Below are 26,678 nucleotides of genomic sequence, written 5' to 3'. Positions count from 1 at the left end.
GATTGAGATTGATTAATTTATGATTGCAGAGAGGTTAGAATGTTCGACTATTTAATTGTTGGTGCAGGATTATATGGCGCAACTTTTGCTCAACAAGCAAAGCGTGCTGGAAAAAAGGTTTTAGTGATAGATAAGCGATCTAATATAGCAGGAAATATATATACAAAAAATATTGAAAAAATTAACTTTCATAAATATGGAGCTCATATTTTTCATACTAATAATACTGAGGTGTGGAACTACATTAATCAATTTTCATCGTTTAACAGATTTACTAATTCCCCAGTTGCGAACTATAAAGGTGAACTATACTCGTTGCCATTTAATATGTTTACATTTAACAAAATGTGGGGAGTCGTTACTCCTGATGAGGCTTTAGCAATGATTGAGAAGCAAAAGAAAGAAATAACTAGAGAACCTGGTAATCTTGAGGAACAAGCAATTTCTTTAGTTGGTAGAGATATCTATGAGAAATTAATAAAGGGATATACAGAGAAGCAATGGGGGAGAGATTGCAAAGATTTACCAACTTTTATTATTAAAAGACTTCCGGTTAGATTCACTTTTGACAATAATTATTTTAATGCATTATATCAAGGAATACCAATTGGTGGATATACAAAGCTGGTAGAGAATCTACTTGATGGAATTGAGGTGCATCTTAATAAAGACTATTTTATAAATAAGATAGAGTATGATGCATTAGCGGATAAAGTAATTTTTACAGGAGCTATAGATGAATATTTCAATTATTGCTTAGGCAATCTGGAATATAGGTCTGTAAGGTTTGAGACTGAGATTTTAGACACCTCGAATTTTCAGGGAAATGCTGCAGTAAATTATACTGATAAGGAGACTCCTTGGACTCGAATTATAGAACATAAATGGTTTGAGTTTGGTAAGGATGAAAATGGAAATGACATTCCAAAAACTATTATCAGTCGAGAATATAGTACTGAATGGAAGTTAGGGGATGTGCCCTACTATCCTGTAAACGATGAGAAGAATAATAAGCTATATCAGCAATATAAAGAACTTGCAAAAAAAGAGGAACATGTAATATTTGGGGGTAGATTGGGAGAATACAAATATTATGATATGGATGCAGTTATTGCCTCAGCATTAGGTATGGCAAAACTTCTATTAGAATAACCATAAGAGTGGACCTTACAGCGGTAGGTTGGCTCTTATGGTTCATAATTGTTAAATAAAGTAGCGTATTTATATTTCTTAATATTGTTGTTTCAACAACTGCACTTGATAATGTTTTTATTAAGTGTATATGCTAGTACTTTTTAACTCATTGATGTTATTGAAATTATAAAATGCTTTATTTAATATAACCGCAAAGTAATTCTACGGTCATCAAAAATAATCTTGCATCTCTTTACTAGATTGCCAGAGATGCAAGCGCTTTATTTTACATTTGCATAATTATCTATCACAGCCTTACTCCTTGAAGCGAGTTGATCCAACTGTTTGTGCGACATGTCGGTACTTGGGGGTGATCAAGCCTTGTCAAGTGCTGATTATCTAGCTACGGTATGTTCTAATTAATTGTTGTCTTCCATTAATCCGTTTTGATATGACTTTTGCAACTTATTATTCCAAGAAACGCGGAGAAGGCAAGCTACATTGAGTTGCGATTACTCATGTGGAGAAAAAGCGCGTTAGAGTCATCTATGTCATATGACTTATTAAAGTTACTCTTTTTTTATATCAAAAAAATTATATAAAACCTTTGACTATAAGATTTCGATAAAATTATATACAAAAAGGAGAAAATATGCAAAAAGAAAAACATTTAGATGGAATAAGGGGGATAGCTGCCTTTATTGTTGTCATTTACCACTACATTTCAGGATTTTATCCTGCTTTATATTACGGAAATATTAATAATGTTAGAACAGGTAGCGGGGTTGAGTTGTTTATTGCTAGTACACCTTTAAACTTAATATATGATGGTGATGTATCGGTTTGTATTTTTTTTATATTAAGCGGATATGTACTCACATATAAATTCTTTAAATATAACGATACCAGTGCAATAATTTCAGCCGGTATTAGAAGATATTTTAGGCTAATGCCGCCAGTATTGTTTTCGGTATTTATAGCCTATATACTCATGAAGTTACGGTTATTTTATAATGTAAAAGCATCAGAGATAACAACATCTTTTTGGTTAGGAAGCTTTTATAATTTTAGCCCTAATATATTGGAAATGTTTAAGCACGGAATATGGGGAGTCCTTTTTAGACAATCCGTAATATATAATCCCACTTTATGGACTATGTATTATGAATTTTATGGTTCATTAATTGTATTATCTTTTGTATTGTTGATTGGAAAAAGCAGGAATAGATATATCGTTTATGTTGTAGCTTTATATATAACAATTCATACTAAATTTTTACCTTTTATATTTGGATTAATTTTAAGTGATTTATATAATACTAAACTACATGTTATGGATAAATATAATACAAAATATCTAAATTCAATTCTATTATTATTGGGTCTTTTTTTAGCTTCATATCCACCATATATGCCAGTGGAAAATACTATGTATAAGTTTATGAAAATAAATTTTATTGAAAATGTATATTATTTTTATCACTCAGTAGGCTCTTTTTTAATTATGATAGTAATATTAAGTTCAGCTAAGCTTAAACAAATATTTTCTAATAAATTATTTGTTTTTCTAGGTAAAATATCATTTTCGATGTATATAATACACTTTATGATTTTAAATTCACTTTCCAGCTTTTTATTTATAAATCTTGTTAATTATTATAAATATTCTCACGCTTTTTTTATAGTATTAATAATATCATTAGGTGTAATAATATCTTTATCTTATTATGTATATAAATATATTGATTTAAATGGTATAAAACTGTCAAAAAAAATATATAATGATTTTTTTAGACCATTAAATGATTGAATGTATATAATACATAATTTATGATAAAAGGCATGAGATGATGTATGGATAATAAATTGCTGATTAGTTTTTTAACACTGCGATCAAATTTATGAGAATATTCACATTGTCACTCATGCCTATCCATTCAACCGGAGCATGTACAAATACCACTGTATTTTGTAGTGAGATCATTTTAACTCCAATTGATTAGCTATTTTTTAACAATGCAAAGTTAACTGGATCATGAAGCATACAAACTTGTTAATGCAGGACTGAATCGTAAATCAAATGAAGAATCCGTCCAATTGACATTTTCACTGATATGCAATGTCTTATCTCGACCCTATTACATACATATTTCTATTCTCATTCCCTCATTTCAAAAAACCAATCCTATTTATAATCTCTATTAGAGTTTTTTCTTTTGTATACACCAACCCAGATTTCATAAGATATCTGAAAAAACCTGCAAAGACCTCTGTACTATGATGTACAATGAAGTATTCGGGTCCGGAACCGGTTAAAGTTTCGGATTCCATAAGAACTTCGTTTTAATACCTTAATCTTATTGTTAAATCCTTCTGTAACGCCGTTTGTAATGCCATATTTAAAGACATTTAAGATTTCTTTTCTCCAAGACTGGAATGTTTTCGCACATTTTTCGAATTCTTTAATACCGCATCCTCTTGCATTAGAAATCCAATCATCGAATTCCTGCTGTTGCTTACGATAGGACTGTAGCTGGCTGATGTCATAAAACCATTCTTTCATCATATGCGCTAGCCGTAGGTCATCACTATAGAGGAGCATCAGATCACAGGCCTGTTTGTTCTCATTTTTTAGCATTCTATAGCGGGTCAAAATCAACTTCCGGCTTCGTTTATAGTATTTTCGAAGAGAAGCCGGCATGGATTTCTGGAGCCGTTTACGAACATTTTCGATAGCCCATGTGACCTGACGAATGAAATGATACTTGTCCACGATAATCTTTGCGTTTGGAAAGAAGGTTCTGGCTAGCTCCACATAGGGAAGCCACATGTCACAAATAAAGAACTTTACTTTCAGCCTTTCCTTTCTGGTAATGTTTCTCCAGTAATCAGCCAGATGGCTCTGAGTGCGGTCTGGAAGAATATCCAGAATCCGGTGCTTTTAGGATCAACGAGGATACACTGATATTTTCCAGTAGAGGCATTGCCTTTAAATTCATCAATAAAAACAGCCTCAGGAAGTTTATCTGGTGGTGAATAATGGATGGTATCCAAAAGTCTGCAGATTGTAGGGACGGAAACCCCAGTAAGGATTGAAACCTGCTTGAGAGAAAAAGTCTGTCGAAGGAGAGATATAACATAAAAAGCCAGTCTCCTTGTTCTGCGGTGATAGGAAGGAAGAAAAGAATAGTGTTCCAAAAATCTTTTTCCGCAGGAGGAACAGAGATAACGAAGTTTGCGAAGGACCAGGGTAACAGATTTTCCGTGAAAAGGAGTATCATTGATTTTCTGGATTCGATAGTCATGAACTCTTTTTGTTTTGCAGCCACAACAAGGACAGATCTGCTCAGAAGGTTTAGTTTCAATGAAAACCTTTAAAAAGGAGTCTGCCTGTATAACATTTTTTACAAAAACATCTTTTAAGTCTAAGAAAGCCTTGCTATAATTAGGGTACATCTATGAGAGGTCACCTCAGTTAACATTAAACTTTCGTCGGGATAATGAATTTAGGAGGCTTCTTATAGATGTATTTTAATACAACAAAAAGAATGTTGGAAGTGTGCTTATCAAGCACACCCCAACATTCAGTATAGAACCTTAAAAAAGCCCCTCCCGCAAGATTTCCACATATTTCGAATGCCTCCACACCTCACTGTCACCAATAACATAGATCCGGTATTTGGCTCTGGTGACGGCGACATTTACAATATTGCTATTCACCCATCTGACTGCTCCTAAAGAGTTTCTGTCACATCCCAATATAAAGATTACCTCTGCGGCTTCCTTTCCCTGGAATTTGTGGACGGTACCGCAGTTATCAAGACACCAGTCTTCCAACGCATCTCCGTATTCGGACAATTCCGTACAGGTCTCTAACTGTTTTACTATACCAGATATAACGGACTTAAATGGTGAGATCACAAATAAATCCGGTGAGCCGGAGTATCTTCGGAAGCTTTCTGCAATCAGTTCACAGACCTTCTCTCCCTGTTTTTCTACATAATGATTTTTTCCCTGTGTATCTTTTTCTGTTCCCGGTACATCCAGCCATTTTGCCTTATTATATAAGAATTTAACTGCTAATTCCGGTTTGGGCGAGGCGGTTTTTAACTTCATGGAATCTCCGTAAGATATGTGGTTGGAGATTCGGAACATAGGGTTAATACATCTTCTGTGTACAATCAGAGGGCAGCCGACCCACGTGCCTGAATCATTTTCATTTAGACCTTTCAGATAGGTACCATAATTATTGATGCGGTCAGCAAATTCCTGCACAGAGATATGCTTTGAAATATAGGGTTTTAGATTTTCGTCGGAGAAGACTGTTTTTATATGGTCAGCATCGTTTGTTACTACAGGCTCTACTTGTCTTGGATCTCCCACAATGATAGCTTTTTTAGATCGGAAAAGGGCACCAGCAGCCATGTGCGGAGCGGCTTGTCCGGCTTCGTCTATTATTAGCAGTCCTATTTTACCTGGTTCTTTAATATCTGCTAGAAAAGTCTGTACGGAAGCAAATGTGGTAGATATAACAGGCGTGAAAAGAAAAAGGGTATTTAAAAGTTCTGGAAATACCTTTTCTCTGTCACTTCTACTGTAGTTTACTAAATCACCATCAGTGTTATTTCTTACCCTCCACATCATGGATAAATTGATGAAATTATCTCTGCAGGCGGTAGAGGATAGTATAAATTCCTTGTGTACCTGAAGTGCAAGATAAAAAAGTTTTTCTCTGGAGCGGTTAAATTCCTCAGTTATCCAAGGATTAATTAATTGAGCCCTGGTGCTGGCTTTCTCCTCTTTGCTGTAAAAATCTTCCCAGAATGGAGAGTCAAGCACATCAACCTGTTTTCTGGCCTCATTCATTCTCTCTACTAATTTTAGTTTCAAGCTTAAAATGGATTGATCTATGCTTTCTACTTTCTTCTGACAGACCATAAGGAAGGACTCCTGTTCCCTAATGTCTTGTGTAAGGCTGCTGATTACTTTCTTCATATTTTGTATGCAGTTAATATAATATTGCTGTTTTCCAATGAGCTGAGAACAGATGTCTGAATTTTTTGATAGTTCTTCATTTATACAGGACTCTCTGGCTGTAAGATCGCTCTTTTCTATGGTGAATTCCTTGTGTCGGCGTATTTTCTCTGTATCCTTACCGATGATATTGTAAATATGATCAAACAATTTATATGAATTTTCCAATTCAATTATGCGGTCAGATAGCGCAGTACGTGACTGTCTGCATTCTTCCAGCCCGGCGATCAGCCGTTGCCGTTCCTGATTTGATGCAGAAAGCTGGCGTTCAATTGAGAATAATTCACTCTCTGCTTCGTAAAGTGAGGCTTCCGTCACGTTCTTCCTGCTTTTGGCTTCTTGAATTGCATTTCTTTTTTCGTTAATAAGGAGATTTTGTTGTTCCGCTGATATTTCATGTTTATGAATTTCAGTTTCAAAAGTTTTATTCAGTCGGCTGAATTCAGTTAGTTCCGTCTGCTGTCTTTTTACAATTTCCAGCTGCTCTTTAAATACGGCAGCACTTTCTCTGTAAGTAGCTAATCGGTCACTGCGCTTATCATTTGGTATTAAAAATTCGTCGATAAGGGGATTTAAAACGTGATAATAGTATTGATTAATATTGGAACGCTTACCTAATGGAGCGGAAATCATCCCCCATTCCGTAAATTCTTTCTCCATAGCTTCATCACCGGTAATAAGTCTGTGCGCCAGCCAGGAAAAGTAGATATCCGGGAGATCGGCAGATTCAGTGATATATGTTTTATCGTTTATCTTTCGCTTTACTTTATATGTCTCACGCTGTTTGACATTTTGAAGATGAAAAAGATTTTCTATTTCAGATAATCCACATTTTAATTGTTCAGAATCACTGTTATTATCGCTTTTTAAGGCTTTTACCAAATCTAATCCATTTGGCAATTCTTTTGTAATATTCTCAACAGCATCGTTGTTACAGGAGGCAACAAGCATTCCATAATTGGATATTGCCTTATCTTTTAATTTGAAATAACGGTAATAATATTCATCATACCCATTATACTTCTTTTTCCCATCGGAATAAAAACATTCCAGGAAGGCATCATCAGGAGTATCATATTCCACTAACAGTCTGGCACGTTCCACCAGATTGTGGGAAATGATTTCTTTCAACAAAGTCGTTTTTCCGGTACCAGGAGGTCCGTTTACTGAAAAGACGGGATTAGTTGAGGGATCCTCGGATATCTGGAGGTTGATTGCAACCTGCTGCATAAGGGAAGGGACATATTTGGAAGGCCACTTACCAAGCGGGAGTCTATCTGGCATAAGCCATTTGGTGATTTCAGCCCGGTCATTTTTAATATCAATTCTGCTTTCGGAATTAACTGAGGTCTGATCGCTGCAGTCTGTACCCCATGGCGAGATGATATAGTCAATTACGTTCTCCTGGATTTCGCTGTAGCTGCCAAATCTATTATCAAGAATTGCATCTGTCACCATCATCAGATCCTTTGTAAAGTATCCGTGGGATAAATCACTGTAATCCTCTGTTTTACCATCTGATTTTTCAAGAACCTTTTGATTAATATATCTGTTATAGATTAATAAACCTTCGTAAGTACAGGCCTTTTTTATTAAGGGAATAATATAGTCATGATTAAGCTCCTGCAAAGTATGATCCAGTAGTTCATTGGTAATTATTTTATCTTTTTGTAAAATATTTTCGTATTTTTCCAGATCATTATGATATCTTTCAGTGGTAATTTCCATCTGCGCGTTAGTACCATAACGGGCAATCATGCCAATACCCCATAAAAGAGGGGAAATATTAAAAGAATTCTCAATATAATAACCGGAAGAATCAGTTTTAAGCCCAAAGCATACTAATACTCCAGGATCTTTTTCGATTTCTTCTTCCTGGATATTTAACAGTTCATCCAGCTTTTTGACTAATTCTCTGCGCTCTAGCATACCGATACATATCCAGCATTCCCGCCCTTTTTCGGGGTGTCTGACGAATTTACTGTCATCTGCTTTTATAAGATCATTTAATATGCTGGTGCAGTCCAGTTTGTGATACATGGAAAGACTGCCGCTGGGTTTTGTATCTTCTGCCAGAAGAAGGATTTCTTCTTCTTTTTTAATCAGTTTCCGATTAGCTCTGCTTTCTGCAGGAAAAGTGGACTGGTTTAGAAATTCTATGGTATGCCAGAACCCGGTTATTTTTGCAGCTTTTTCCTGACGGATTAGCCACTGATTGTTTGAATATTGCCTTTTTGTCATGCTTTTCACGTTTCCCCATCCTTTGTATCTGTTTTATATATAATTTCTATTTTACATGATAATTGTGGATAGTAAATGATATGTTGCAAATTAATTTGGAAATTTGGGGAGTTAACCGTATAGCTGCGGATTGTTGCATTTGGTTTTGATCAAAAAGTCATAAATAATTTCGGGTTTTATACCTCTCTAATTGGTATCATAAAGCATACTCAGCATGATAAAACGCAATAGGCAGGCTTAATTTTAACAAGCCATTCTCACCTCGCGTCTATTCTGCATACCGCCCAATCAAGCGGAGCTTGTTTCAATCAACCGATTGACAAAAACAATCAGATTAAGGAGGAATTATTTATGGATCCAATAATTGGCCAAATTCAGTTATTTCCCTATAACTTTGAACCGAGAGGCTGGATGCTCTGTGATGGAAGATCATTAGAAATTGCTTACAACCAGGCATTATATTCACTATTAGGCATCACCTTTGGAGGAAATTCTACTAGTTTTAAGCTGCCGGACTTGAGAAATGCAAATCCCCTTGCTGTAACCAATCAGATGAAATATTACATTGCAGTCGAAGGTCTGTATCCCCAGAGACCATGATTTTGCAGTGATTTCTGGATAGGAAAGGAGAGAAGATACATGGATGAAGTTTTGTTAGGTCAAATATTACTTGTACCCTATACGTTTGCTCCTATGGGCTCAGTGTATTGCGATGGAAAGGAATACCCCATAATGCAATATCAGGCGTTGTTTTCTTTGCTTGGATATACATTTGGAGGCAATGTTAATACCACATTTTGTGTACCCAATTTAAAGGGGTTTGAGCCAAATCCCGGAGTTCATTATGTTATTGCCATGTATGGTTACTATCCCACTCGGTCATAGTCATCAGGCTGGGGATGAAAGAATAACCGTATTTCAATTTACCGGAAAGGATTGATGAGATAAATATGGGTAAAAATTTAGCTTTAAATGCGGATATAACTGCAAGCAGTTATGTCGATCCTTACGAACCTGGCAGAGCTGTAAACGGTATAGTAAGTGACCCAACCTCCAGATGGTTGTGTGCTGCATTGCCAGGATGGCTGCGTCTGGATCTGAATAAATCATGTTGGATCGGTGAATGGACAGTGAAAAGTATTAGTGGATATGCTGGCTGGCCGGCCGATTATCGTATGACTTCATTTAGTTTAGAGAGAAGCATAGATGGAACTAATTGGATCACAGTTGATTCAGTAGCAGGCAATACATATAATGTTTGTACCCGTGTGTTGGCCAGCCCCGTATATGCCAGATATTTCAGGCTCTTTGTTCCTGATAATGGAGGATTACTAGCCAATAAATCCGCCGCGTCTGTCATGGAGCTGGAGCTGATAGAAACAGATGTAGACGTACTGACTTCATTGGTAATAAAAGATAAGGAAGAACACACAGCAGTGCTGACTCCTGCTTTTCATTCAGATACACTGTCATATACTTCCAATGTGGGATATGATTCTGATTGCATCACAGTAATTCCGGTTGCATCAAAAACTACGGCAGCTATTACGGTTAATGGGCAGGAATTGATAGGGGGAAAAGCTTCTGTTACAATGACTAGTGGTTTGAATAACGTTGAAATTAAGGTGACTTCAGCAGGCGGTTATACAGTGACATATATGGTAACTGTTACAAGGGCCAGCAGCCCTTATCTGGCTTCTGTGACAATGACAGGATTCCGCATACCCGGTTTTTCAAAGACCACGTATAGTTATAATCTTACAACCCGGAATCTTGCCAGTACAAAAGTCACTCCAACACCTGAAGATCAAGAAGCAGTTGTTATCATTTCTTTAAATGGCACCACATTTAACAGCGGTCAGGCAATATCACTTATTAAAGGCTTAAATCCAATCGAGATTGTGGTAGCTTCTAAGACTGGACTTGATAGCAGAACCTATATTTTCAATATAAATAAGACGTCATAATATGCAAAAATATTTTCAGCGGCATAGAGGAGGAAGCTTGTTTCCCCTCTATGCCTTTGAGAATTGTATGGGAGAGAGGGATTGAATGTTTTTAAATAAAAAGTTACGCTGCTTAAGCGGGGCACTGACCGTGGTACTGCTTGTTACTACAGTGCCAGTGTGTGTTTATGGTGAAACAGGAGAATTATTTAGTACAGAAGATCAGGATGCAACCTCAATTTCAGACTGGATTGGAAACATTGATTTCAACAATAATTTTGATTTTACCACGGTGTTCCCAGAGAAAGGATGGTATCAGTATAATCAATTAAACCTGGAAGGGGTACCTTCACCTAAGGATCTGAACGATAACGATGGTAACAATGATATTATAGAATACTGTACTGCATATGGTACCAATACGGCTGTGGGGAAAATATATAAAGATTATATTGTAAAGACTCCGGGATACTATAATCTGAATGCTTCTGTTCAGGTTTTTCCCTATATGAATACAGATAAAGGAACACTGCGAATTGAATTGTACGATAATGAAACAGGAAGTGGCGAGCCTGTTGAGAGCAATTATGAGGTGAGTAAGAGCACAGCTGGGATAAGCACAGGTACTCCTGCCTGGGAAACAGTTACGGTGCCGGTTCTGTATGTAAAATCAAAAGTTAAAATGATACGTGTTGTGCTGGAAGCCGAAGTCACTTACTTAGGCGATGCAGGTGACTATGTGGATTTTGACGGTCTGAGTGTAGCACTTACTGACGCAGCCGCACCTCCCATTATCTCAAATTTAGATGGAGATACAGTGTCATTTACAGAAGGAGGATCTGCATTACCTCTGGATAAAGACAGCGATTCCACAGTAAAGGTAGATTCCGCTCACGGCAGTTTCTATACTGGCGGTTCAGTTACTGCTTCCATTACCAGTAATAAAGTTGCTTCAGAAGATGTGCTTGAAATTGCCCAGACAGGTGGGATCACACGTTGCGGAAGCGATGTCCTCTATAGCGGAACCTCTATTGGCACGTATTCAGGAGGAACTTCAGGAACGGGATTAACCGTTTTACTAAATTTAAATGCAAACGATACCAATGTTGAGGCATTAATAAAAGCGATCACATACAAAAACACAAATATAGTAAAACCAGATACAAAACCAAGAACGATTAAGGTAACTGCAGTAGATAATCTTTACCATTCAGAACCGGTTTACACAACCGTTAATGTGCAAGGTGTAAACTATCCTGCTGTCAGAAAAAGTGATGTAGGAGCCAGTGTATCAGCCAGTTTGCCAGTTAAAACCGCATTTTCTGTGGACTTAAGTACAATATTTGAGGACCCGGATACGGACTCTATGACCTATAAAGTGAAGATTAACGACACGTCGTTCGTATCAATAGGAAACAATTACTCCTATACCCCTTCGCCAGCAGGCACATATACCCTTGTATTTATTGCTAATGACGGAACGGTGGACTCTTCAGACACCTATACAGTAACACTTACTGCAGTTAATACAGCACCAGTAAGGAAAAGCGGGGTGCCAGCATCTATATCGGAAAACGTTATAAAAGGTGATCCAATAAACATTAATTTAAATGATATTTTTGAGGATGCCGATCATGATGATTTAAATTATAAGGTTAAAGTTAATGGGGGAGCAGAAACTGCGGCAAATGATGTGCTACCCTATACTCCATTGGTTGTTGGACCGTTAACTCTGGAATTTATAGCAAATGACGGAATTGCAGATTCGGAAGATACCTATACTTTGAATCTGAATGTGAAGGCGGCCAATACGCCTCCTGTAAGGCAGGATGATATAAATGAAGTGGTATCAGACAGTATAGCAGTTAATAAACCATATACAATTAATCTAAATACAATATTTCAGGATAATGAAGGTGATTATTTAACCTATAAGGTAAAAGTAAACGGAGGTGCGGAAGAGACAGCAGATGCGCACTATTCATTTAAACCAACTTCTGCGGGAGCCAATACACTGGAATTCAGGGCGAATGATGGATCAGTCGATTCCACAGAGACCTTTACGGTAATACTAACAGCTGTAAATACGGTTCCAAATAGAAAAATTAATATAGGAGCCGCGACAACTGAAAATATAACAGTCAATACCACCTATGCATTAAATCTAAGTACAATATTTGAAGATGAGAATCTGGATACCTTAAACTATAAAGTAAAAGTTGACGGGGGTACTCAAACGGCAGCTGACAAAGATTATACTTTTGTACCGGATCAGGTTAGAACGTATACACTGGAATTCACCGCCAATGACGGAACTGCCGATTCTACAGATACCTACAAGGTAACTCTGAATGCAAAAGCAGCAAACACACCTCCAGAAAGAAAAAGCGGAGTAAGTGAGTCCGTAGTGGACAGCGTAGCAGTCCAGAAAACCTACTCCATTCAATTAAATGATATCTTTGAAGATGTTGATCATGATGCTCTGACCTATAAAGTAATAGTAAACGGAGGGGCAGAAGAAACAGCAGATGCAAGTTATTCCTATAAGCCTACCGCTGCAGGAACAAATACACTGGTATTCAGAGCCAATGATGGATCAGCCGATTCCACAGATACCTATATGGTAACGCTCAATGCCGTTAATACAATTCCAGAGAGGATAAGTGGAGTAGATGCAGCAGAGTCCGCAACAATAATAATCAATCATGCTTATACACTGGATTTGGATACAATATTTGTTGATGAAAACAAGGACGATTTGATCTATAAGGTAAAAGTAAACGAGGAAGCAGAGAAGTCTGCTGCCAGGAACTATTCCTACACTCCGACAGAAGCTGGAACATATACACTGGTATTCAAGGCCAATGACGGAACTGCAGATTCAGAAGATACCTATACCATAACTTTATCAGCAACCAAAAATCCGTTGAGATCTATTACATCTTCTGCGCCGGTTACTGAAATAGCAAATGGTACATCAAAAACTGCTTCTGCACTAGGGCTGCCTGAGAATGTGTTTCTTGAGACTGATATGGGTGAGGTATCCGCAGAAGTCACCTGGGACGTGGAAGGAAGCTCCTATAATCCCGATCAGAAGGAAGAGCAGACGTTTGATGTGGAAGGAACTGTGGTTCTTCCTGAGGATGTATATAATCCAGATGGGATATCCCTTCAGGCAACGATCCATGTTACTGTAAATGCTGAAGTGCCGGTTAATAAAGTTCTTAAGAGTATCTCAGCATTACCCGCTGTAACAGGGGTTTCCAATGGTGCATCAAAAACTGCTTCCGCACTTGGGCTGCCTGAGAACGTGAACCTTGAGACAGATAAAGGGACGGTATCAGCTGTTGTAACCTGGGACGTAGCAGCAAGCTCCTATGATCCTGACCAGAAGACAGAACAGACCTTTACCGTGGAAGGAACTGTGACTCTTCCCGATAAAGTGGTGAATCCCGATGGGATACCCCTGACTGCCACCATCGAAGTAACCGTGGATGCCGAATCAGCAGCGGATAAAATCCTGGAAAAAATTTATCCTCTGTCTGGGATAAAAGGAATTACCAACGGAACTGCCAAAACAGTTACTGCCCTGGGAATCCCGGAAAAAGTTACGTTAGGAACCAATTACGGAAACGTGCAGGCAGATGTGGACTGGGATTTAGATTCAAGCGCCTATGATCCGTTACTAAGTGAAGAACAGAGCTTTACCGTGGAAGGAACCGTAGTACTTCCAGACAACGTGATTAATCCCAGTGGAATCCCTCTTGATGTAATCATTCACATAACGGTTTTGGAAGAACAGGAAGAGCAGGAATACTACACCCTTCGAATCAAAGTAACAAAAAGACCGGATAAAGTCAGCTATACATTGGGAGAAGACCTGGATACACAGGGCCTCGAGGTAACCGAATATCAAAAAGCCAGTCCCTCCAATGCAGTCAGAAAAACAACTTTATCAGAGGGACAGTATGATCTGGAATATAATCTTACCAGAACAGGAACCCGGACAGTTAAGGTTATTTATTACGCAGCAGACCGTTATGGGAATGAGAAAGAGTTCACTGATGATTTCACAGTCACAGTAAAAGAACTGCCCCGAGACGACAGTGACGATGATGACAGAGAGATCACAGAGCCCGGAAAACGAACTGGCGGAGACGATGATCATTACTACCCAGGTAACTGGCAATCAGATGAAAATGGCTGGAAGATAATCGGAAAAGATGGAAGCCGACCGGTGAACCGGTGGGTGTATACTGACTGGAAAGGAACAAATGACTGGTATTTCTTTGATGATAACGGATATATGGTAACTGGCTGGTTTGAATACAAAGGAAGTGTATATTATTTAAATCCGGTCAGTGACGGAAAAAAGGGATCTATGTATACCGGCTGGAACATGATTGATGGGAAATGGTACTATTTCAGTAAGGCAGCAGACGCTACCAAAGGTTCCATGCTCAAAGATACTGTAACTCCCGATGGGCATCGGGTAGGACCCAATGGAGAACGTATTTCTTAATATCACAACATTTAAAAAGCCCATTACACTATTAATTCCGTAATAGATTATGAAGTTTCCCGGATGCAAAAAAAGAAAGAGCGCATGCAGCATAAAAACAGCCTGTTTGCGCCCTTTCTTTTTGCTGTATAATGAAAAATATTTTTATTGCTATATTTTTCCATAAATAGTAAAATAAACAAAAATACATGAAATTTAATGCGTGATCGGCAACGGATCCGGGGGAAGAATTAAACAATTAATGAAAGAAAAATACAAGAAGAACAGAAAAGCCCTGTTATTTCTAATTCTGTCAGTCTGTCTGATATCAGGTTTGTTAAGCATCCGCAATCAATATATTTCTTATTCTATAGCGGATGGTTTTTTAAACCTGTCAGAAGAGAATTTGGAGAAGAAGGCTGTTCAGTTAAATGGTGTATGGAAATTTTATGAAGGTACATTAGAAGATACCGGCTCACAGACCGCAGACAGCATCGAGGTTCCTGGATCCTGGCGGGGAAAGGTGATAAACGGAAAGAAGCTGGGTAAACATGGCATAGGCGTATATGAACTGCGTGTAAAATTACCCTCTCCCGGTGAATATTGTATGGAGCTTAACTATGTTTCCAGTGCATATGAGCTTTACATAAATGATAAAAAAATTGTAGAGAATGGAAAAATTGGAGCTGATAAGGGTTCAGAAATTTCCAGCTGGGCTCCTCAGTTTGTTTACTTCCATGCAGATCAAAATGATCTCGTAATTAAAATTAAGGTATCTAATTTTCATTGTAACAATGGGGGAATTGTCCTTCCTGTCTATATTGGGAAACAGGTTCCACTGTATCGGTTCCACCTTATTAACCTGATGAAAAACATCGGATTTATAGGCATTCTGGCCGGAATGGCGTGCTATTTGTATGTTTTTAACTGGTGCCTGAATAAAAAAGCCCAGTCTATTTATCTCTGGATTTTTTGTATTTCTGTGCTAATTGCTGCTTCTATAATAGACGGCGAGAGTCTGGTCAGTATTTTTCCACTTCTCACCATTGATACAGTTCTAAAGATAGAGTATGTGTCGTTTATGGTTCAGATCACCTCCATTCAGTTTTATCTGTGGAGCATGTACCCAGAACTGGGGAAAAACCACCCGTTTCGTTTTTTAAAGTTTTTTGATGTTTTCTATACTGCAGTTCTTATTTGTCTGCCGGTTATGCCGGTTTTATATGACGATATGGTATTCATACCCATTCTGTTTGTAAATGCGATTTGTTATTTTTTTAAGATTGCCAGGGCGTTTCAGTTGAAAAAAACAAATGCCGGCCCGGTTTTTCTGGGCTATTGCGTATTTCTTGCATCGTGTGTCCTGCAGATCATGGATATTCAGCATAATATTGATGTAAAATTCTTAAGCGATTTTAATTTCTACTACTTTGGGGTGCTTTTTTTCCTCCTTGGCCAGGGATATGTTCTGGCAGTCAATGTGGAAGATACCTTCCGCCAGTCGGAACTTGCCCATGAGATGGAGATTGCTTCTTTGCAGGCGCAAATTTCCCCTCACTTCCTATTTAATATTCTCCACAACATATACTGCCTTATGGACACCAATGTGAAGATGGCAAAAAATATGCTCATGTGCCTGTCAGACTTTCTAAGGGTAAAATACAGATTTGATTACAGAACCTATACTCTTTATCAGTTAAAGGAAGAGCTGGATTTGGTAAATGCATATGTGGAACTGGAAAATGTAAGAATGAATGGTGCCTTAAAGCTTGAGATTGATGCACCGGATGAACTCCTTTCAAATGACATTCTTCCACTAACCATTCAACCGCTGGTGGAGAACTCCATCAAGCATGGATATAAGTCTGGTGAACTGAATATTCTGATACGGGTCATGGAGACTTGTGACAACAGGTTGGTAATCAGTGTAGAGGATGACGGCAGGGGGATCAGCCCGGAAACACTTGAGACCATTGATAAAAGTAACACTCCAAAAAGCAATGCTCCAAAAAGCAGCACCTCAAAAAGCGGTGTTGGGATCAGCAATATTAATTACCGGCTTAACATATGTTTTCAAAGCAGGCTGGTTATTGAGAGTCAGGACTTAAAGGGAACGAAAATCAGCTTTCAGATTCCAAAGAGGGGGTAATGTGCAGGTATGCAGGTTGTAATTATTGATGATGAAAAAAATTCAATTGAATATCTTACGGAGTTACTGAAGAAAAAAGAGGAGTTCTCTCTGGCTGGGGCTTTTTCTGATTCGAGAGAGGGACTGGCATATTTATTAAAGAACCCCTGTGACCTGCTGTTTTTGGATATAGACATGCCGGGAATTAATGGCATGTACATTGCAGAGCAAATCAGCAGCCTTCACCCCAAGACTAAAATCTGCTTTGTAACTGCATATAATGGTTATGCAGCCAAGGCATTTGAACTGAATGCAGTGGACTATCTGCTAAAGCCCTATACGAAAGAACGGCTTTTTAAATGCCTGAATAAATTAGAGACTACCACTACCGGACAAAACGTGTATCAGGAGATCAGCGGGCAGTATGATTATAATTTAGATATGATCTGTGGGTTTAACGAGGAAGACATTGTTCTGATACCGGCGGCTGATATATTTTATATAGAAGCGTTACAGGGGGTTTGTATGATACATACCAGGGATTGCGTATTCCGTGGAAATAAAACTCTGAATTTTTATGAGGAGAAGCTGAAGAAGAATTCATTTTTCCGCACTCATAAATGCTATCTGGCTAATTTATCCAGAGCAGAACGGTTCCGTCCGCGGATTAACTATACCTATGATATGTATTTTAAGGACATTTCCGATGTGATACTGGTCAGTCGGAATAAGGTAAAAGAACTGAAACAATATTTTAATTAATTCAGGAGGAAAATACGATGGGTGAAAAAGTCAGAGTAAGTGAACTAAAGGCAGGAGATATCCTTTTACTGGAGCCGAATAACGAAAAGATATCTAAAATTATTGCCTGGGTTACCAGATCAGAAGTAAGCCATACCGCCTTAAGCTGCGGGCCGGGCAAGCCTGTAGGAACTGTAATCGAGGAAACGCCCCCCAATGCGCTGGAGGACACCATCCTTACCAGAACAGCAAGAACCGCCTATGTGATGCGTCTAAATCCAGGGAATAACAATTGCCAGCCAGTCATGGACATCGCAACCCGCTATGTTAGTGAGAAGCTGCCCTATGCACATGCCCAGCTGCCGTTTATCGGTCTTTATTGTATCACTAACAACATATTGGGTGATACAGGGCTTCAAGGCCTTGTAACAAGGATTGTGAAGCTTTCCATGGGTATCTTAATGGAACTGGAAGATGCTTTAATATACAAGGGCAGAGAAGCGATGATGTGCTCCCAGTTTGCTTATCATTGTTATAAGGAAGCGGGAGATGAGTATGAGATTCAATTAAAGGGTACTCCAGGCTTTCCTCTGCTTGACCGGATTATTGAAATCATACAAAAAGATCCTTCCAGCTATAACAACCGTATATTTCAGGCAGATGTGGAAAACAGTTTCGTATCCGATGAAAATGTGGATGAAGCAATCGACCAGTTATATGAAGCACTCAGTAAGAATCAGTATGAAACGGAGCTTTCTGCTTCATATGAACTGTCGGATGACCTTATTATAGAAGTAACCCGTTTTTGCATTCAATTCGTAAAGACTTTTTCCCGTGGAACAGACGGTGGTAACAATGATGCAGTACCATATTTGCAAAAGTTAAAGGATATGTATGAATATTTCATCTCTCCGGGAGACCTGTTAAAAAACACCTTAAATCTAACCTGCATCGGCACGGTTGATTACGACGGTTATCAGGGTTAAGGTAGCTTCTGATAACATGTGATAAACCGTTTACCCACCCCGATTTTCCAGTTGTGGCGGTTTTTTGCATTATAAGGACATCCCCACTCCAATAAAAAAAATGCAGATATAATATAGCCAGTTGATCGTTATAAATCAGCTGGCTTCTTTTTGTGTAAAAAAACCACATAAAATAGCCGTTTAAGGAAGGCGGGGGAATGAAATGGATTATGAAAAAACCGGACAATGGCTGGATGATCATGGCGTAATACTGGAAGAAAGCTTCTATAATGCATTAAACAATCTGGCTAGAGACTATAAGAAAACAAATGATTTAAGGCTTCTCGAGGAGGTCTATCAGAAACTGGGGGTTAATAAACAGGCTGTTTCCTGGTGGAAAAATCACCCATGCAGCACCCAGACAAGGCAGTCCAAGATACAGTTGATCGCCTCTTGTGCAGAGTTATTTCATTTAACAGCGGAGGAAACTGAGCTACTGGCTAATAAGGCAGGTCTTTCTCTAAGTAGTGATCATGATTTTAACGTATATTTCAGACAAATATTAAATGGCAGGAGAGTAAGGTGCAAGTCCATCTGTGACGCGGCCAATGTCAGTGAACGGATGCTGCAATACATTAAACGCTATAAACAGCCATCAAAGGAGACACTGCTGGCAATTGCCATTTCTCTTGGTCTTGGAATTGATGAAATACAGCATCTGCTTAAAAAAGCGGGATACGCGTTGTCTGCATCTCTTCCCAATGATGCAGTTGTCTGCTGGTTCCTTTCCGGTGACAGAAGGGCGGACGGAACTGCTCCGGTGCTGTTTCATATTAATGAAGTGCTAGACGAGCTGAAACTCCCTCTTCTCATGACGAGGCTTAAACGCTCGTGAGTATAATAGTTCAGAAAAATATAACCCTTTTTTTCAGCCGGACTCAGTGCCGGCTTCTTGAAGTTGGGCGATCAATAAATAGATATATGGCATTATATATGTGAAAAATCAGACGAGATCGAAAGAGCGTGTGATAATTTAAAAAATTATCGGGAAAACCTTTATAATTAATATCAATTATGTCGACAATATAAGATTAAAGGCAATCGCATATCTAGTGCCAGACTAATTTCGACATGGCATATGTAGTACTTCTTTTAAAATTATCATAGATTAATTGATTAAATTGACTAAAATAAAGTGAAAAATGTCGAATAATGCGATAAAATTCACTTTTCAAACACTTAGAAAGGACTTATATTGATTACAAGTAAAGCAGAAGAAGGAGGGGGTATCTTTATGACAGATGCTGAGAAACTGCGGATTGTAGAGATGGAGAATAAGAAGCTGATGGAAGAAAATTCGAGACTCCATAAAGTGATTGAAAGGTTGAATCAGACGCTGAACAGATTGATCGGACGTTACATAAGTACTGACAAAATCGCCTGACAGGGGGATGGATAAGGAGTGCAGGGGGGCACTCCCGGAATGTCCCTGTCAGGGATCAATCCCCTTAGGGGATTCATCCTGATCACTTATATTTAATCCTTTGTTTTTACGTACCATTTCCCAAATTGTCTGGTGCATCCATTCAATGGTTTTATTCAGTTTTTCATTTTCAATCTCCAGTTCGGTGATGCGGTCTCCCATTCGGGCTATGATTTCCCGGTTATTATTCACTTTGTGGGGCACAAGAATGCGCTTTACATAGGGAGACGATGAAGCAATGATTTGAGAGGAAAGCAATTCGTCCCTTTCTTCACAGGACAAATCCATGAAAGCCTGATAGCTGATGGATAACGCTATCATGTCCACCTTGCACTTTGGACATACCGCATTCCTTTCCAGCTGATAATAACCATAATACCCGCATTTGGAACAATAGTATACGGACAGTTCTCTCATTGGTCTCCTCCTTTTTTTATAGATTGATAAACAATCTACTCCTATATGTATAACGTTAAATCGACAAAAATATAACGCAAAAACAGAAATATCGATAAAAAAATTACTATTTAGGCATTTTGTATAGTTACAACTCTTATAATTGTTAAAAACAAATAAAAGCCCGCAGCTGTTACACTGCGGGCTTTTTGGCAATTGAACGGATGTTTCATTTATAAAGGTGTCTATTTACTGAATAATACCATTTACATCAACAACATAAACTTTTTCATTGGTGTCTTTGAAATCTCTGAAGCCTGCGCCAAGCTCTGGTTTTGCTGTGGACTTAGATGTGGAGGAAGCTTTCTGAAGAACACCGTTGGTATTCACCAGATAGTTTTTGCCGTTAAGAGCAAATGAAGCAACTCTTAAATCCGCATCTGCCTGTTTTCTTAAACCATACTCGTAAAGAGTATCGTCAAGAATACCGTGGAAGCCCTGACCTTTCTTGCTTCCGGAAGTTACAAAGTACCAAATCTGGTTCTCGCCTGAATCTTCGTTCATAATGGACTGTTTTCCAGTGTTGATCACGCCGTTGTCTGCGAAATAGAAGTTTGCAGTATTTCCGTCTTCCAGATTTACAACCTTAAGACCGGTCTGCATTTCACCTTTTGTATTAAATCCATATTTCTGGGAGTTTACAGTGAATAATTCAATACCCTTTTTCGCAAAGTAAGGAGCACCGTTTTTAAAGAAGAACCAGTGCTGTTCGCCTTCTGCGCTGATGCCCTCGATGCCTTCGATTTCTCTCCAGCCATCGACTCTTGCACCGCTCTCATCATAGTACTGATAGCCTGCTGCGGAAGTCTTGTTGTCAGTATTTTCGGCCGCTTCTGAAGGAGTTGCTGTTACAGGAAGTTTGTACCAGCCGGTCTGCATTTCGCCATTTACAAAGGTGAAGTAAGAACCGTTAATTTTTTTATCTACCTGATCTTTAACCATAACGCCGTCTTTGTCAAAAAAGTACCATGCATTTGTATGGTCGGAATCTTCTTTCGCACTTTCAAGCTCAAACCAGCCTGTTTTCTGTGCGCCGTCATTTTCGTTACCCAGGTAATAAGTTGAACCAGCGATTTCTACCTTGCCGGTAAGCATCTGACCCTGTTCGTCAAAATAATACCAGTTGTTGTTGATCTTCTGCCATTTGGAAACGACTTCTTTTCCGTCTTTTCCATAATAATGCCAGTAATTTTCCGGTGAATCAGGGGAGTCCCAGTAGCTGTCATTGGTAACAGAAACCCAGTAATTGGATACTCTCTTTCCACTCTCGTCTACATAGTACTCATCAACTTTCTGACCGACAGCGATTTCGCCATCCTCATTTAAGTAATACCAGTCTTCTCCGTACTTCTTCCAGGAATCAGTGGCGTAGTAATCACCCTCCTCATAGAATTTCCATGTACCGTTTTCTTCTACCCAGCCAGTTGCTTTGGCATAGACAGTAGAGGCTGTGTTTAAGATGCCCATCTGTGGGGCAGCTGCAGTTAAAATACCGGCAGCGGATAATACAGCCATCAATTTAATTTGCTTTTTCATAAATATGTTCTCTCCTTTTTTGCAGTAAGTTTTATCGTGGCCGAAAATCCATAGTTGCATTACTCTGCGATTATAACGTAAATGAAAGGAACAAAGAAAGTGTGGTTTGATGGCAGATATGGAAGGAGCTAACAGAACAGGAGAAAAGTTGTTGACAGGCAGGGGTTACCCGGAATGTACCAGTACGCTGTAAAGCAGAGAGCACCGGCAGTTGCCTGTAAAATAAGGAGGAGCGGGGAAACAAACGGAACATAACTGGTAAAGTTGCCAAAGAAAGCCTGTTTCTTGGAAAAATGGAAGCTTTTAGAAAGTAAGAAAACTTTAATAGGAAAATAAAGTACGGTGTGGTATAATCACAGACAGATAATTACCATTCCTTAATAAAGGAGAAAATAACATGAGAATGAAAATATCCAATTATATAGCCCAGAGGCTGGTGGAGCTTGGGATCTCCCAGGTGTTTACGGTAACAGGAGGAGGTGCCATGCATTTAAACGATGCATTGGGACATCAGGAAGGGCTTACCTGTCTCTATAACCATCATGAGCAGGCATGCGCCATTGCTGCCGAATCCTACGCCAGAATTAAGGGCCAGATTGCCGCTGTCTGTGTGACCACAGGCCCGGGGGGTACCAATGCCATAACCGGAGTTTTAGGCGGCTGGCTGGATTCCATTCCCATGCTGATTCTGTCAGGACAGGTTCGCTACGATACCACAGCCAGATGGTCCGGCGTAGGAATCCGTGCCATGGGAGATCAGGAATTTGACATTACAAAGGCAGTTGACTGCATGACCAAATACAGCGAGATGGTGATTGATCCCATGCGAATCCGTTACTGCCTGGAAAAGGCAGTTTATCTTGCGTATTCCGGCCGTCCGGGACCTGCCTGGTTAGATATCCCTCTGAATGTGCAGGGCGCTTACGTAGAAACCGACGATCTCATTGGCTTTGATGCAAAAAATTATGAGAATGGGGGAGACGGCTGGGTTTCTGCCAGTAATGCTAAGATAACTGAGGACGAAAGCGGTCTTGGAGAAAAACGTCAGATACTGCCCCCTAAGCCGGATAAGAATGCAGTACGTGAGGTCCTTTTAAAGATAAAAGCAGCCTCCCGCCCCGTGATTAATGCAGGGAATGGTATTCGCATCGGACAGGCCCATGATGCATTTATGCGTGTTGCGGAAAAGCTGGGAGTTCCTGTTGTAACCGGCTGGAACAGTCTGGACTGCATCTATGATGCCCACCCTCTTTATACCGGAAGAGGTGGTGGAATGGGAGACCGTCCCGGTAATTTTGCCATTCAAAACAGTGATCTGGTGCTTTCCCTGGCCAGCCGTTTAAGCATCCGTCAGGTTGGATATAATTTTGCCACCTGGGCCAGAGAGGCTTATGTGATTGTAAATGATATTGATCCCGAGGAGTTAAAGAAACCATCGGTACATTCCGATATGCGGATTCATGCAGATGTGAAAGATCTGCTGGCAGTGATGGAAGATCTTTTAGATCACGAATTTATGGCAACCAGGCAAGATCCTCTCTTTCAAGGCGGAACAGGGATTGATTCCCTAACCTGGAATGACACATGCCGCATGTGGAAAGAGACCTATCCGGTGGTGCTACCAAGGCACTACAGCCAGGATGAACACAAGGAAGTAAACATTTATGCATTTATAAAGGAACTGAGCTCCCGCCTTCCTGAGAACAGGATTACTGTGGTTGGCAATGGATCAGCCTGTGTAGTAGGCGGTCATGCTTATGTGATAAAACCGGGCCAGCGCTTTATTTCCAATTCTGCTGTGGCCTCCATGGGATATGATCTCCCTGCAGCCATCGGTATTTCCAAGGCGGATCCGGGAGAAGACATTATTCTGGTAACAGGAGACGGAAGTATCCAGATGAATCTCCAGGAACTGCAGACGATTATACATCATCGCCTTCCCATTAAGATATTTGTAATCAATAACGGGGGTTATCACTCCATTCGCCAGACCCAGAAGAACTATTTTGGAGAACCGCTTGTGGGAATCGGAGATGACAGCAGAGATTTAAGCTTTCCTGATATGGAGAAACTTTCTGCGGCATACGGATATCCTTACGTCAGTGCCCGCCACAACGGTGAGATTGACCAGGCGCTCCTTCACACCCTGTCTTTAGACGGACCGGTGATTTGCGAAGTATTTGTCAGCAGAGATCAGAATTTTGAACCTAAATCGGCGGCAAAGCGGCTTCCTGATGGAACCATGGTTTCTCCTCCCTTAGAGGATTTGTCCCCGTTCCTTTCCGAGGAAGAGATGGATCGGAATATGATTATTCCCCGGATCAGGGACTAGATTTTTATACAGGGAGGAAATAAGGTGAACGTTGTTGTAACAGGAGCGACCAGCTTCCTGGGAAGAGCTGTGGCGAACCGCCTTTTAAAGCAGGGCAGCAGAGTATATGCGGTGGTTCGCCCCGGTTCGGAGAATTTAAGATATCTTCCGTCAGATCAGGACGGTCTGGTAATAATAGAACGGGAACTTGGTGAGCTTGATACACTGGATCAGGTAATTCATGAACCTTGTCAGGCTTTTTACCATTTTGGCTGGGATGGATCCGGAAGCGAGAACCGGATGAAGCGGGAAGTCCAGCAGAAGAATGTGGTGGACGCTTTAAAGGCATTAGAGGGGGCCAGACGTTTAGGCTGCAGCCGTTTTCTCTTTAGCGGTTCCCAGGCGGAATACGGAATTCACAAGGGAGCCCTTTCTGAGGAAACTGACTGCAGCCCGGTTTCTGAATACGGAAAGGCAAAGCTGGACTTTTTAAAACAGGCAACAGAAAAGACGAACCAGTGGCAGCAGGAAGGGATATCTTCCATGGAGTATATCCATGCGCGGATTTTCAGCGTGTATGGACCGGGAGATCATCCCTGGTCTCTGGTGGAAAGCTGTTTAAGGGCATTTACAAGAGGAGAATACATTTCCCTTGGGGAATGCACCCAAATGTGGAATTTTTTATATCTGGAGGATTGTGTCCGGGCGCTGATACTTTTAATGGAACAGGAAAAAGAATCGGTTTCCGGAATTTATAATGTAGCAGCGCCGGAAGAGGAAACAAAGCCCTTGCGGGAATACATACGGCAGATGTATGAGACCATGGGATATCATGGCAGCTACAGCTATGGAAGAAGACGTCCCAATGCAGAGGGACTTGCAAATCTGATTCCGGACATTAGTAAGCTGGAGAAAAATACAGGATTTTCCCCTCTTGTAAGCTTTTCTGAGGGAGTAAAGAAGACCTGCAGCTATTAAAAAGGGATTGACATGGAGGAAATTTTGTGGTATGAGAGATAGGATTTGTATTGTATGCGGACAGGAGCTTGATGGCCAGCCTTTGATGACACTGGATCACATGCCGGCTTCTGCCCAGGATATCCCGGGTATGGAAGAACTGGCAGAAGACAGAGGAATCAGTCTAAATCTGCATCAGTGCAGCTGCTGTGGTCTGGTTCAGTTTGATTGTGAGCCTGTGCCTTATTATAAGGACGTTATCCGGTCAGGCGGATTCAGCACTACTATGGTGGAGCTAAGAAAACGCCAGTACCGGCATTTTATTGATTTCTGCCACCTGGAAGGAAAGAAGTTAATTGAGGCCGGCTGCGGTCAGGGAGAATTTCTTTCTGTCCTTTCCCAGTTTCCCGTTACTGCATGCGGGATTGAGCACAGGGAGAGCCTGGTTTCACTTGGAAAAGAAAAAGGACTGAACGTCTGGAAACAGTTTGCAGGGGTTGGAGAGATTCTTACATCTCCCGATGGAAGCACCAGTGGCCCTTATGATGGATTTTTGTCCTTTAACTATCTGGAACATCAACCGGATCCGGTGGGTATGCTTCGCTGCATCGCAGATAATTTAACAGATGATGGCGTGGGACTGATTACCGTACCCAGCCTTGAATATATTCTGGAATACGATGGCTACTACGAACTGATCCGGGATCACATCGCTTATTATACCTTTGACACGCTTCGTTTTGCAGCAGACCAGGCTGGTTTCGAAGTGCTTGAAGAGGAGATGGTAAACCGGGATACCTTATCCGTCATTGTCAGAAAGAAAAAGACTGTAAAAGAGAATGCGGGAAGGAAAAATCCCGAAAAACTGGATGTCTCCGGTCTGCTTAAAAGCCGGGTGATCATCGATGAAGAACTGAAACGTCTGGTTGATGAGTTAGAATCAGAAGGAAAGAATCTTGGGATCTGGGGAGCCAGCCATCAGGGCTTTACCCTGGCATCCACAACGGTAATCGGTGATTTCGCCAGATATATTATCGATTCAGCACCCTTTAAGCAGGGACGGTTTGCACCTGCGTCCCATTTGCCTATCGTGGCACCGGATCATTTCCTTACGGATCCGGTAGATGCCATTTTAATCGTGGCGCCAGGCTATACAGAAGAGATCGCTAAATCCATTGTGGAAAAATTTGGACGGAATGTGGAGATTTTAGCGTTGAAATCCAATCATTTGGAAAGGATATAAGA

Annotated in this window: 17 protein-coding genes and 1 pseudogene; 14 read left to right on the top strand and 4 right to left on the bottom strand. The window is 40.0% G+C overall.

Features of this window, described 5'->3' with window-relative positions:
* Positions 1-39: 39 nt before the first annotated feature.
* Entirely contained in the window at positions 40-1,152 is a 1,113-nt protein-coding gene (gene glf / locus ACOAOT_RS18185) for a UDP-galactopyranose mutase (protein ID WP_420218259.1), read from the top strand.
* 634 nt (positions 1,153-1,786) lie between these two features.
* Positions 1,787-2,944 (top strand): acyltransferase family protein, encoded by a 1,158-nt coding sequence (locus ACOAOT_RS18180; RefSeq protein ID WP_420218258.1) that lies wholly within the window; start codon positions 1,787-1,789, stop codon positions 2,942-2,944.
* Positions 2,945-3,409: 465 nt separating this feature from the next.
* Here the strand turns inward: ACOAOT_RS18180 and ACOAOT_RS18175 are convergent.
* Positions 3,410-4,590 (bottom strand): annotated as a pseudogene (locus ACOAOT_RS18175) (ISL3 family transposase).
* A 141-nt stretch (positions 4,591-4,731) separates the two neighbouring features.
* On the bottom strand, positions 4,732-8,409 hold the full coding sequence (locus ACOAOT_RS18170; RefSeq protein WP_420219449.1) for an AAA domain-containing protein: 3,678 nt from the start codon (positions 8,407-8,409) through the stop codon (positions 4,732-4,734).
* A gap of 351 nt (positions 8,410-8,760) precedes the next feature.
* Here ACOAOT_RS18170 and ACOAOT_RS18165 point away from each other — a divergent pair, with 351 nt between their 5' ends.
* From ACOAOT_RS18165 to ACOAOT_RS18125, 9 genes are all read left to right on the top strand, one after another.
* Positions 8,761-9,009: a phage tail protein gene (locus tag ACOAOT_RS18165; protein WP_420218257.1), complete on the top strand. Its 249-nt coding sequence runs from the start codon at positions 8,761-8,763 to the stop codon at positions 9,007-9,009.
* A gap of 39 nt (positions 9,010-9,048) precedes the next feature.
* Positions 9,049-9,294, top strand: coding sequence for a phage tail protein (locus ACOAOT_RS18160; protein WP_420218256.1), 246 nt, complete (start codon positions 9,049-9,051; stop codon positions 9,292-9,294).
* Positions 9,295-9,359: 65 nt separating this feature from the next.
* On the top strand, positions 9,360-10,376 hold the full coding sequence (locus tag ACOAOT_RS18155; RefSeq protein WP_420218255.1) for a cadherin-like beta sandwich domain-containing protein: 1,017 nt from the start codon (positions 9,360-9,362) through the stop codon (positions 10,374-10,376).
* A gap of 85 nt (positions 10,377-10,461) precedes the next feature.
* The gene (locus tag ACOAOT_RS18150; protein WP_420218254.1) at positions 10,462-14,877 is read left to right on the top strand and encodes an N-acetylmuramoyl-L-alanine amidase family protein; all 4,416 of its coding nucleotides are present in this window, start codon (positions 10,462-10,464) and stop codon (positions 14,875-14,877) included.
* A 241-nt stretch (positions 14,878-15,118) separates the two neighbouring features.
* A complete protein-coding gene (locus ACOAOT_RS18145; protein ID WP_420218253.1) occupies positions 15,119-17,005 on the top strand; it encodes a sensor histidine kinase in 1,887 nt (628 codons plus the stop codon).
* Between the two features lie 9 nt (positions 17,006-17,014).
* Positions 17,015-17,746 carry a LytR/AlgR family response regulator transcription factor gene (locus ACOAOT_RS18140; RefSeq protein WP_420218252.1) on the top strand — a complete coding sequence of 244 codons (732 nt, stop codon included), beginning with the start codon at positions 17,015-17,017 and terminating at the stop codon, positions 17,744-17,746.
* Between the two features lie 17 nt (positions 17,747-17,763).
* A complete protein-coding gene (locus ACOAOT_RS18135) occupies positions 17,764-18,711 on the top strand; it encodes a hypothetical protein (protein WP_420218251.1) in 948 nt (315 codons plus the stop codon).
* A 202-nt stretch (positions 18,712-18,913) separates the two neighbouring features.
* Positions 18,914-19,585, top strand: a complete 672-nt coding sequence (locus tag ACOAOT_RS18130; RefSeq protein WP_420218250.1) for a hypothetical protein — start codon at positions 18,914-18,916, stop codon at positions 19,583-19,585.
* A gap of 399 nt (positions 19,586-19,984) precedes the next feature.
* Entirely contained in the window at positions 19,985-20,134 is a 150-nt protein-coding gene (locus tag ACOAOT_RS18125; RefSeq protein ID WP_420218249.1) for a hypothetical protein, read from the top strand.
* Positions 20,135-20,182: 48 nt separating this feature from the next.
* Here the strand turns inward: ACOAOT_RS18125 and ACOAOT_RS18120 are convergent, their stop codons facing one another.
* A complete protein-coding gene (locus ACOAOT_RS18120; RefSeq protein WP_170824164.1) occupies positions 20,183-20,590 on the bottom strand; it encodes a hypothetical protein in 408 nt (135 codons plus the stop codon).
* Positions 20,591-20,818: 228 nt separating this feature from the next.
* Complete coding sequence (locus tag ACOAOT_RS18115) at positions 20,819-22,165, bottom strand: cell wall-binding protein (RefSeq protein ID WP_420218248.1); 1,347 nt, start codon at positions 22,163-22,165, stop codon at positions 20,819-20,821.
* A 397-nt stretch (positions 22,166-22,562) separates the two neighbouring features.
* Between ACOAOT_RS18115 and ACOAOT_RS18110 the strand changes: the two genes are divergently transcribed.
* From ACOAOT_RS18110 to ACOAOT_RS18100, 3 genes are read left to right on the top strand one after another with little or no spacing between them, the layout of a single operon-like run.
* The gene (locus ACOAOT_RS18110; RefSeq protein WP_420218247.1) at positions 22,563-24,497 is read left to right on the top strand and encodes a thiamine pyrophosphate-binding protein; all 1,935 of its coding nucleotides are present in this window, start codon (positions 22,563-22,565) and stop codon (positions 24,495-24,497) included.
* A 24-nt stretch (positions 24,498-24,521) separates the two neighbouring features.
* On the top strand, positions 24,522-25,454 hold the full coding sequence (locus ACOAOT_RS18105) for an NAD-dependent epimerase/dehydratase family protein (protein WP_420218246.1): 933 nt from the start codon (positions 24,522-24,524) through the stop codon (positions 25,452-25,454).
* A gap of 31 nt (positions 25,455-25,485) precedes the next feature.
* Entirely contained in the window at positions 25,486-26,676 is a 1,191-nt protein-coding gene (locus ACOAOT_RS18100; RefSeq protein WP_420218245.1) for a class I SAM-dependent methyltransferase, read from the top strand.
* The last annotated feature ends 2 nt before the right edge of the window (positions 26,677-26,678 follow it).

It is taken from the genome of Lacrimispora struthionigena (assembly GCF_048627165.1).
Lineage (GTDB): Bacteria > Bacillota > Clostridia > Lachnospirales > Lachnospiraceae > Lacrimispora.
The sequence above is the reverse complement of the archived record's forward strand: the minus strand, read 5'-3'. Positions and strand labels throughout refer to the sequence as shown.

What these genes read in the sequence shown, in the direction of transcription:
- ACOAOT_RS18125 (WP_420218249.1), top strand. Translation starts at nt 19,985, where the DNA reads ATGACAGATGCTGAGAAACTGCGGATTGTAGAGATGGAGAATAAGAAG.
- ACOAOT_RS18115 (WP_420218248.1), bottom strand. Translation starts at nt 22,165, where the DNA reads ATGAAAAAGCAAATTAAATTGATGGCTGTATTATCCGCTGCCGGTATT.
- ACOAOT_RS18160 (WP_420218256.1), top strand. Translation starts at nt 9,049, where the DNA reads ATGGATGAAGTTTTGTTAGGTCAAATATTACTTGTACCCTATACGTTT.
- ACOAOT_RS18135 (WP_420218251.1), top strand. Translation starts at nt 17,764, where the DNA reads ATGGGTGAAAAAGTCAGAGTAAGTGAACTAAAGGCAGGAGATATCCTT.
- ACOAOT_RS18170 (WP_420219449.1), bottom strand. Translation starts at nt 8,409, where the DNA reads ATGACAAAAAGGCAATATTCAAACAATCAGTGGCTAATCCGTCAGGAA.
- ACOAOT_RS18165 (WP_420218257.1), top strand. Translation starts at nt 8,761, where the DNA reads ATGGATCCAATAATTGGCCAAATTCAGTTATTTCCCTATAACTTTGAA.
- glf (WP_420218259.1), top strand. Translation starts at nt 40, where the DNA reads ATGTTCGACTATTTAATTGTTGGTGCAGGATTATATGGCGCAACTTTT.
- ACOAOT_RS18140 (WP_420218252.1), top strand. Translation starts at nt 17,015, where the DNA reads ATGCAGGTTGTAATTATTGATGATGAAAAAAATTCAATTGAATATCTT.
- ACOAOT_RS18155 (WP_420218255.1), top strand. Translation starts at nt 9,360, where the DNA reads ATGGGTAAAAATTTAGCTTTAAATGCGGATATAACTGCAAGCAGTTAT.
- ACOAOT_RS18145 (WP_420218253.1), top strand. Translation starts at nt 15,119, where the DNA reads ATGAAAGAAAAATACAAGAAGAACAGAAAAGCCCTGTTATTTCTAATT.
- ACOAOT_RS18130 (WP_420218250.1), top strand. Translation starts at nt 18,914, where the DNA reads ATGGATTATGAAAAAACCGGACAATGGCTGGATGATCATGGCGTAATA.
- ACOAOT_RS18120 (WP_170824164.1), bottom strand. Translation starts at nt 20,590, where the DNA reads ATGAGAGAACTGTCCGTATACTATTGTTCCAAATGCGGGTATTATGGT.
- ACOAOT_RS18180 (WP_420218258.1), top strand. Translation starts at nt 1,787, where the DNA reads ATGCAAAAAGAAAAACATTTAGATGGAATAAGGGGGATAGCTGCCTTT.
- ACOAOT_RS18110 (WP_420218247.1), top strand. Translation starts at nt 22,563, where the DNA reads ATGAGAATGAAAATATCCAATTATATAGCCCAGAGGCTGGTGGAGCTT.
- ACOAOT_RS18100 (WP_420218245.1), top strand. Translation starts at nt 25,486, where the DNA reads ATGAGAGATAGGATTTGTATTGTATGCGGACAGGAGCTTGATGGCCAG.
- ACOAOT_RS18150 (WP_420218254.1), top strand. Translation starts at nt 10,462, where the DNA reads ATGTTTTTAAATAAAAAGTTACGCTGCTTAAGCGGGGCACTGACCGTG.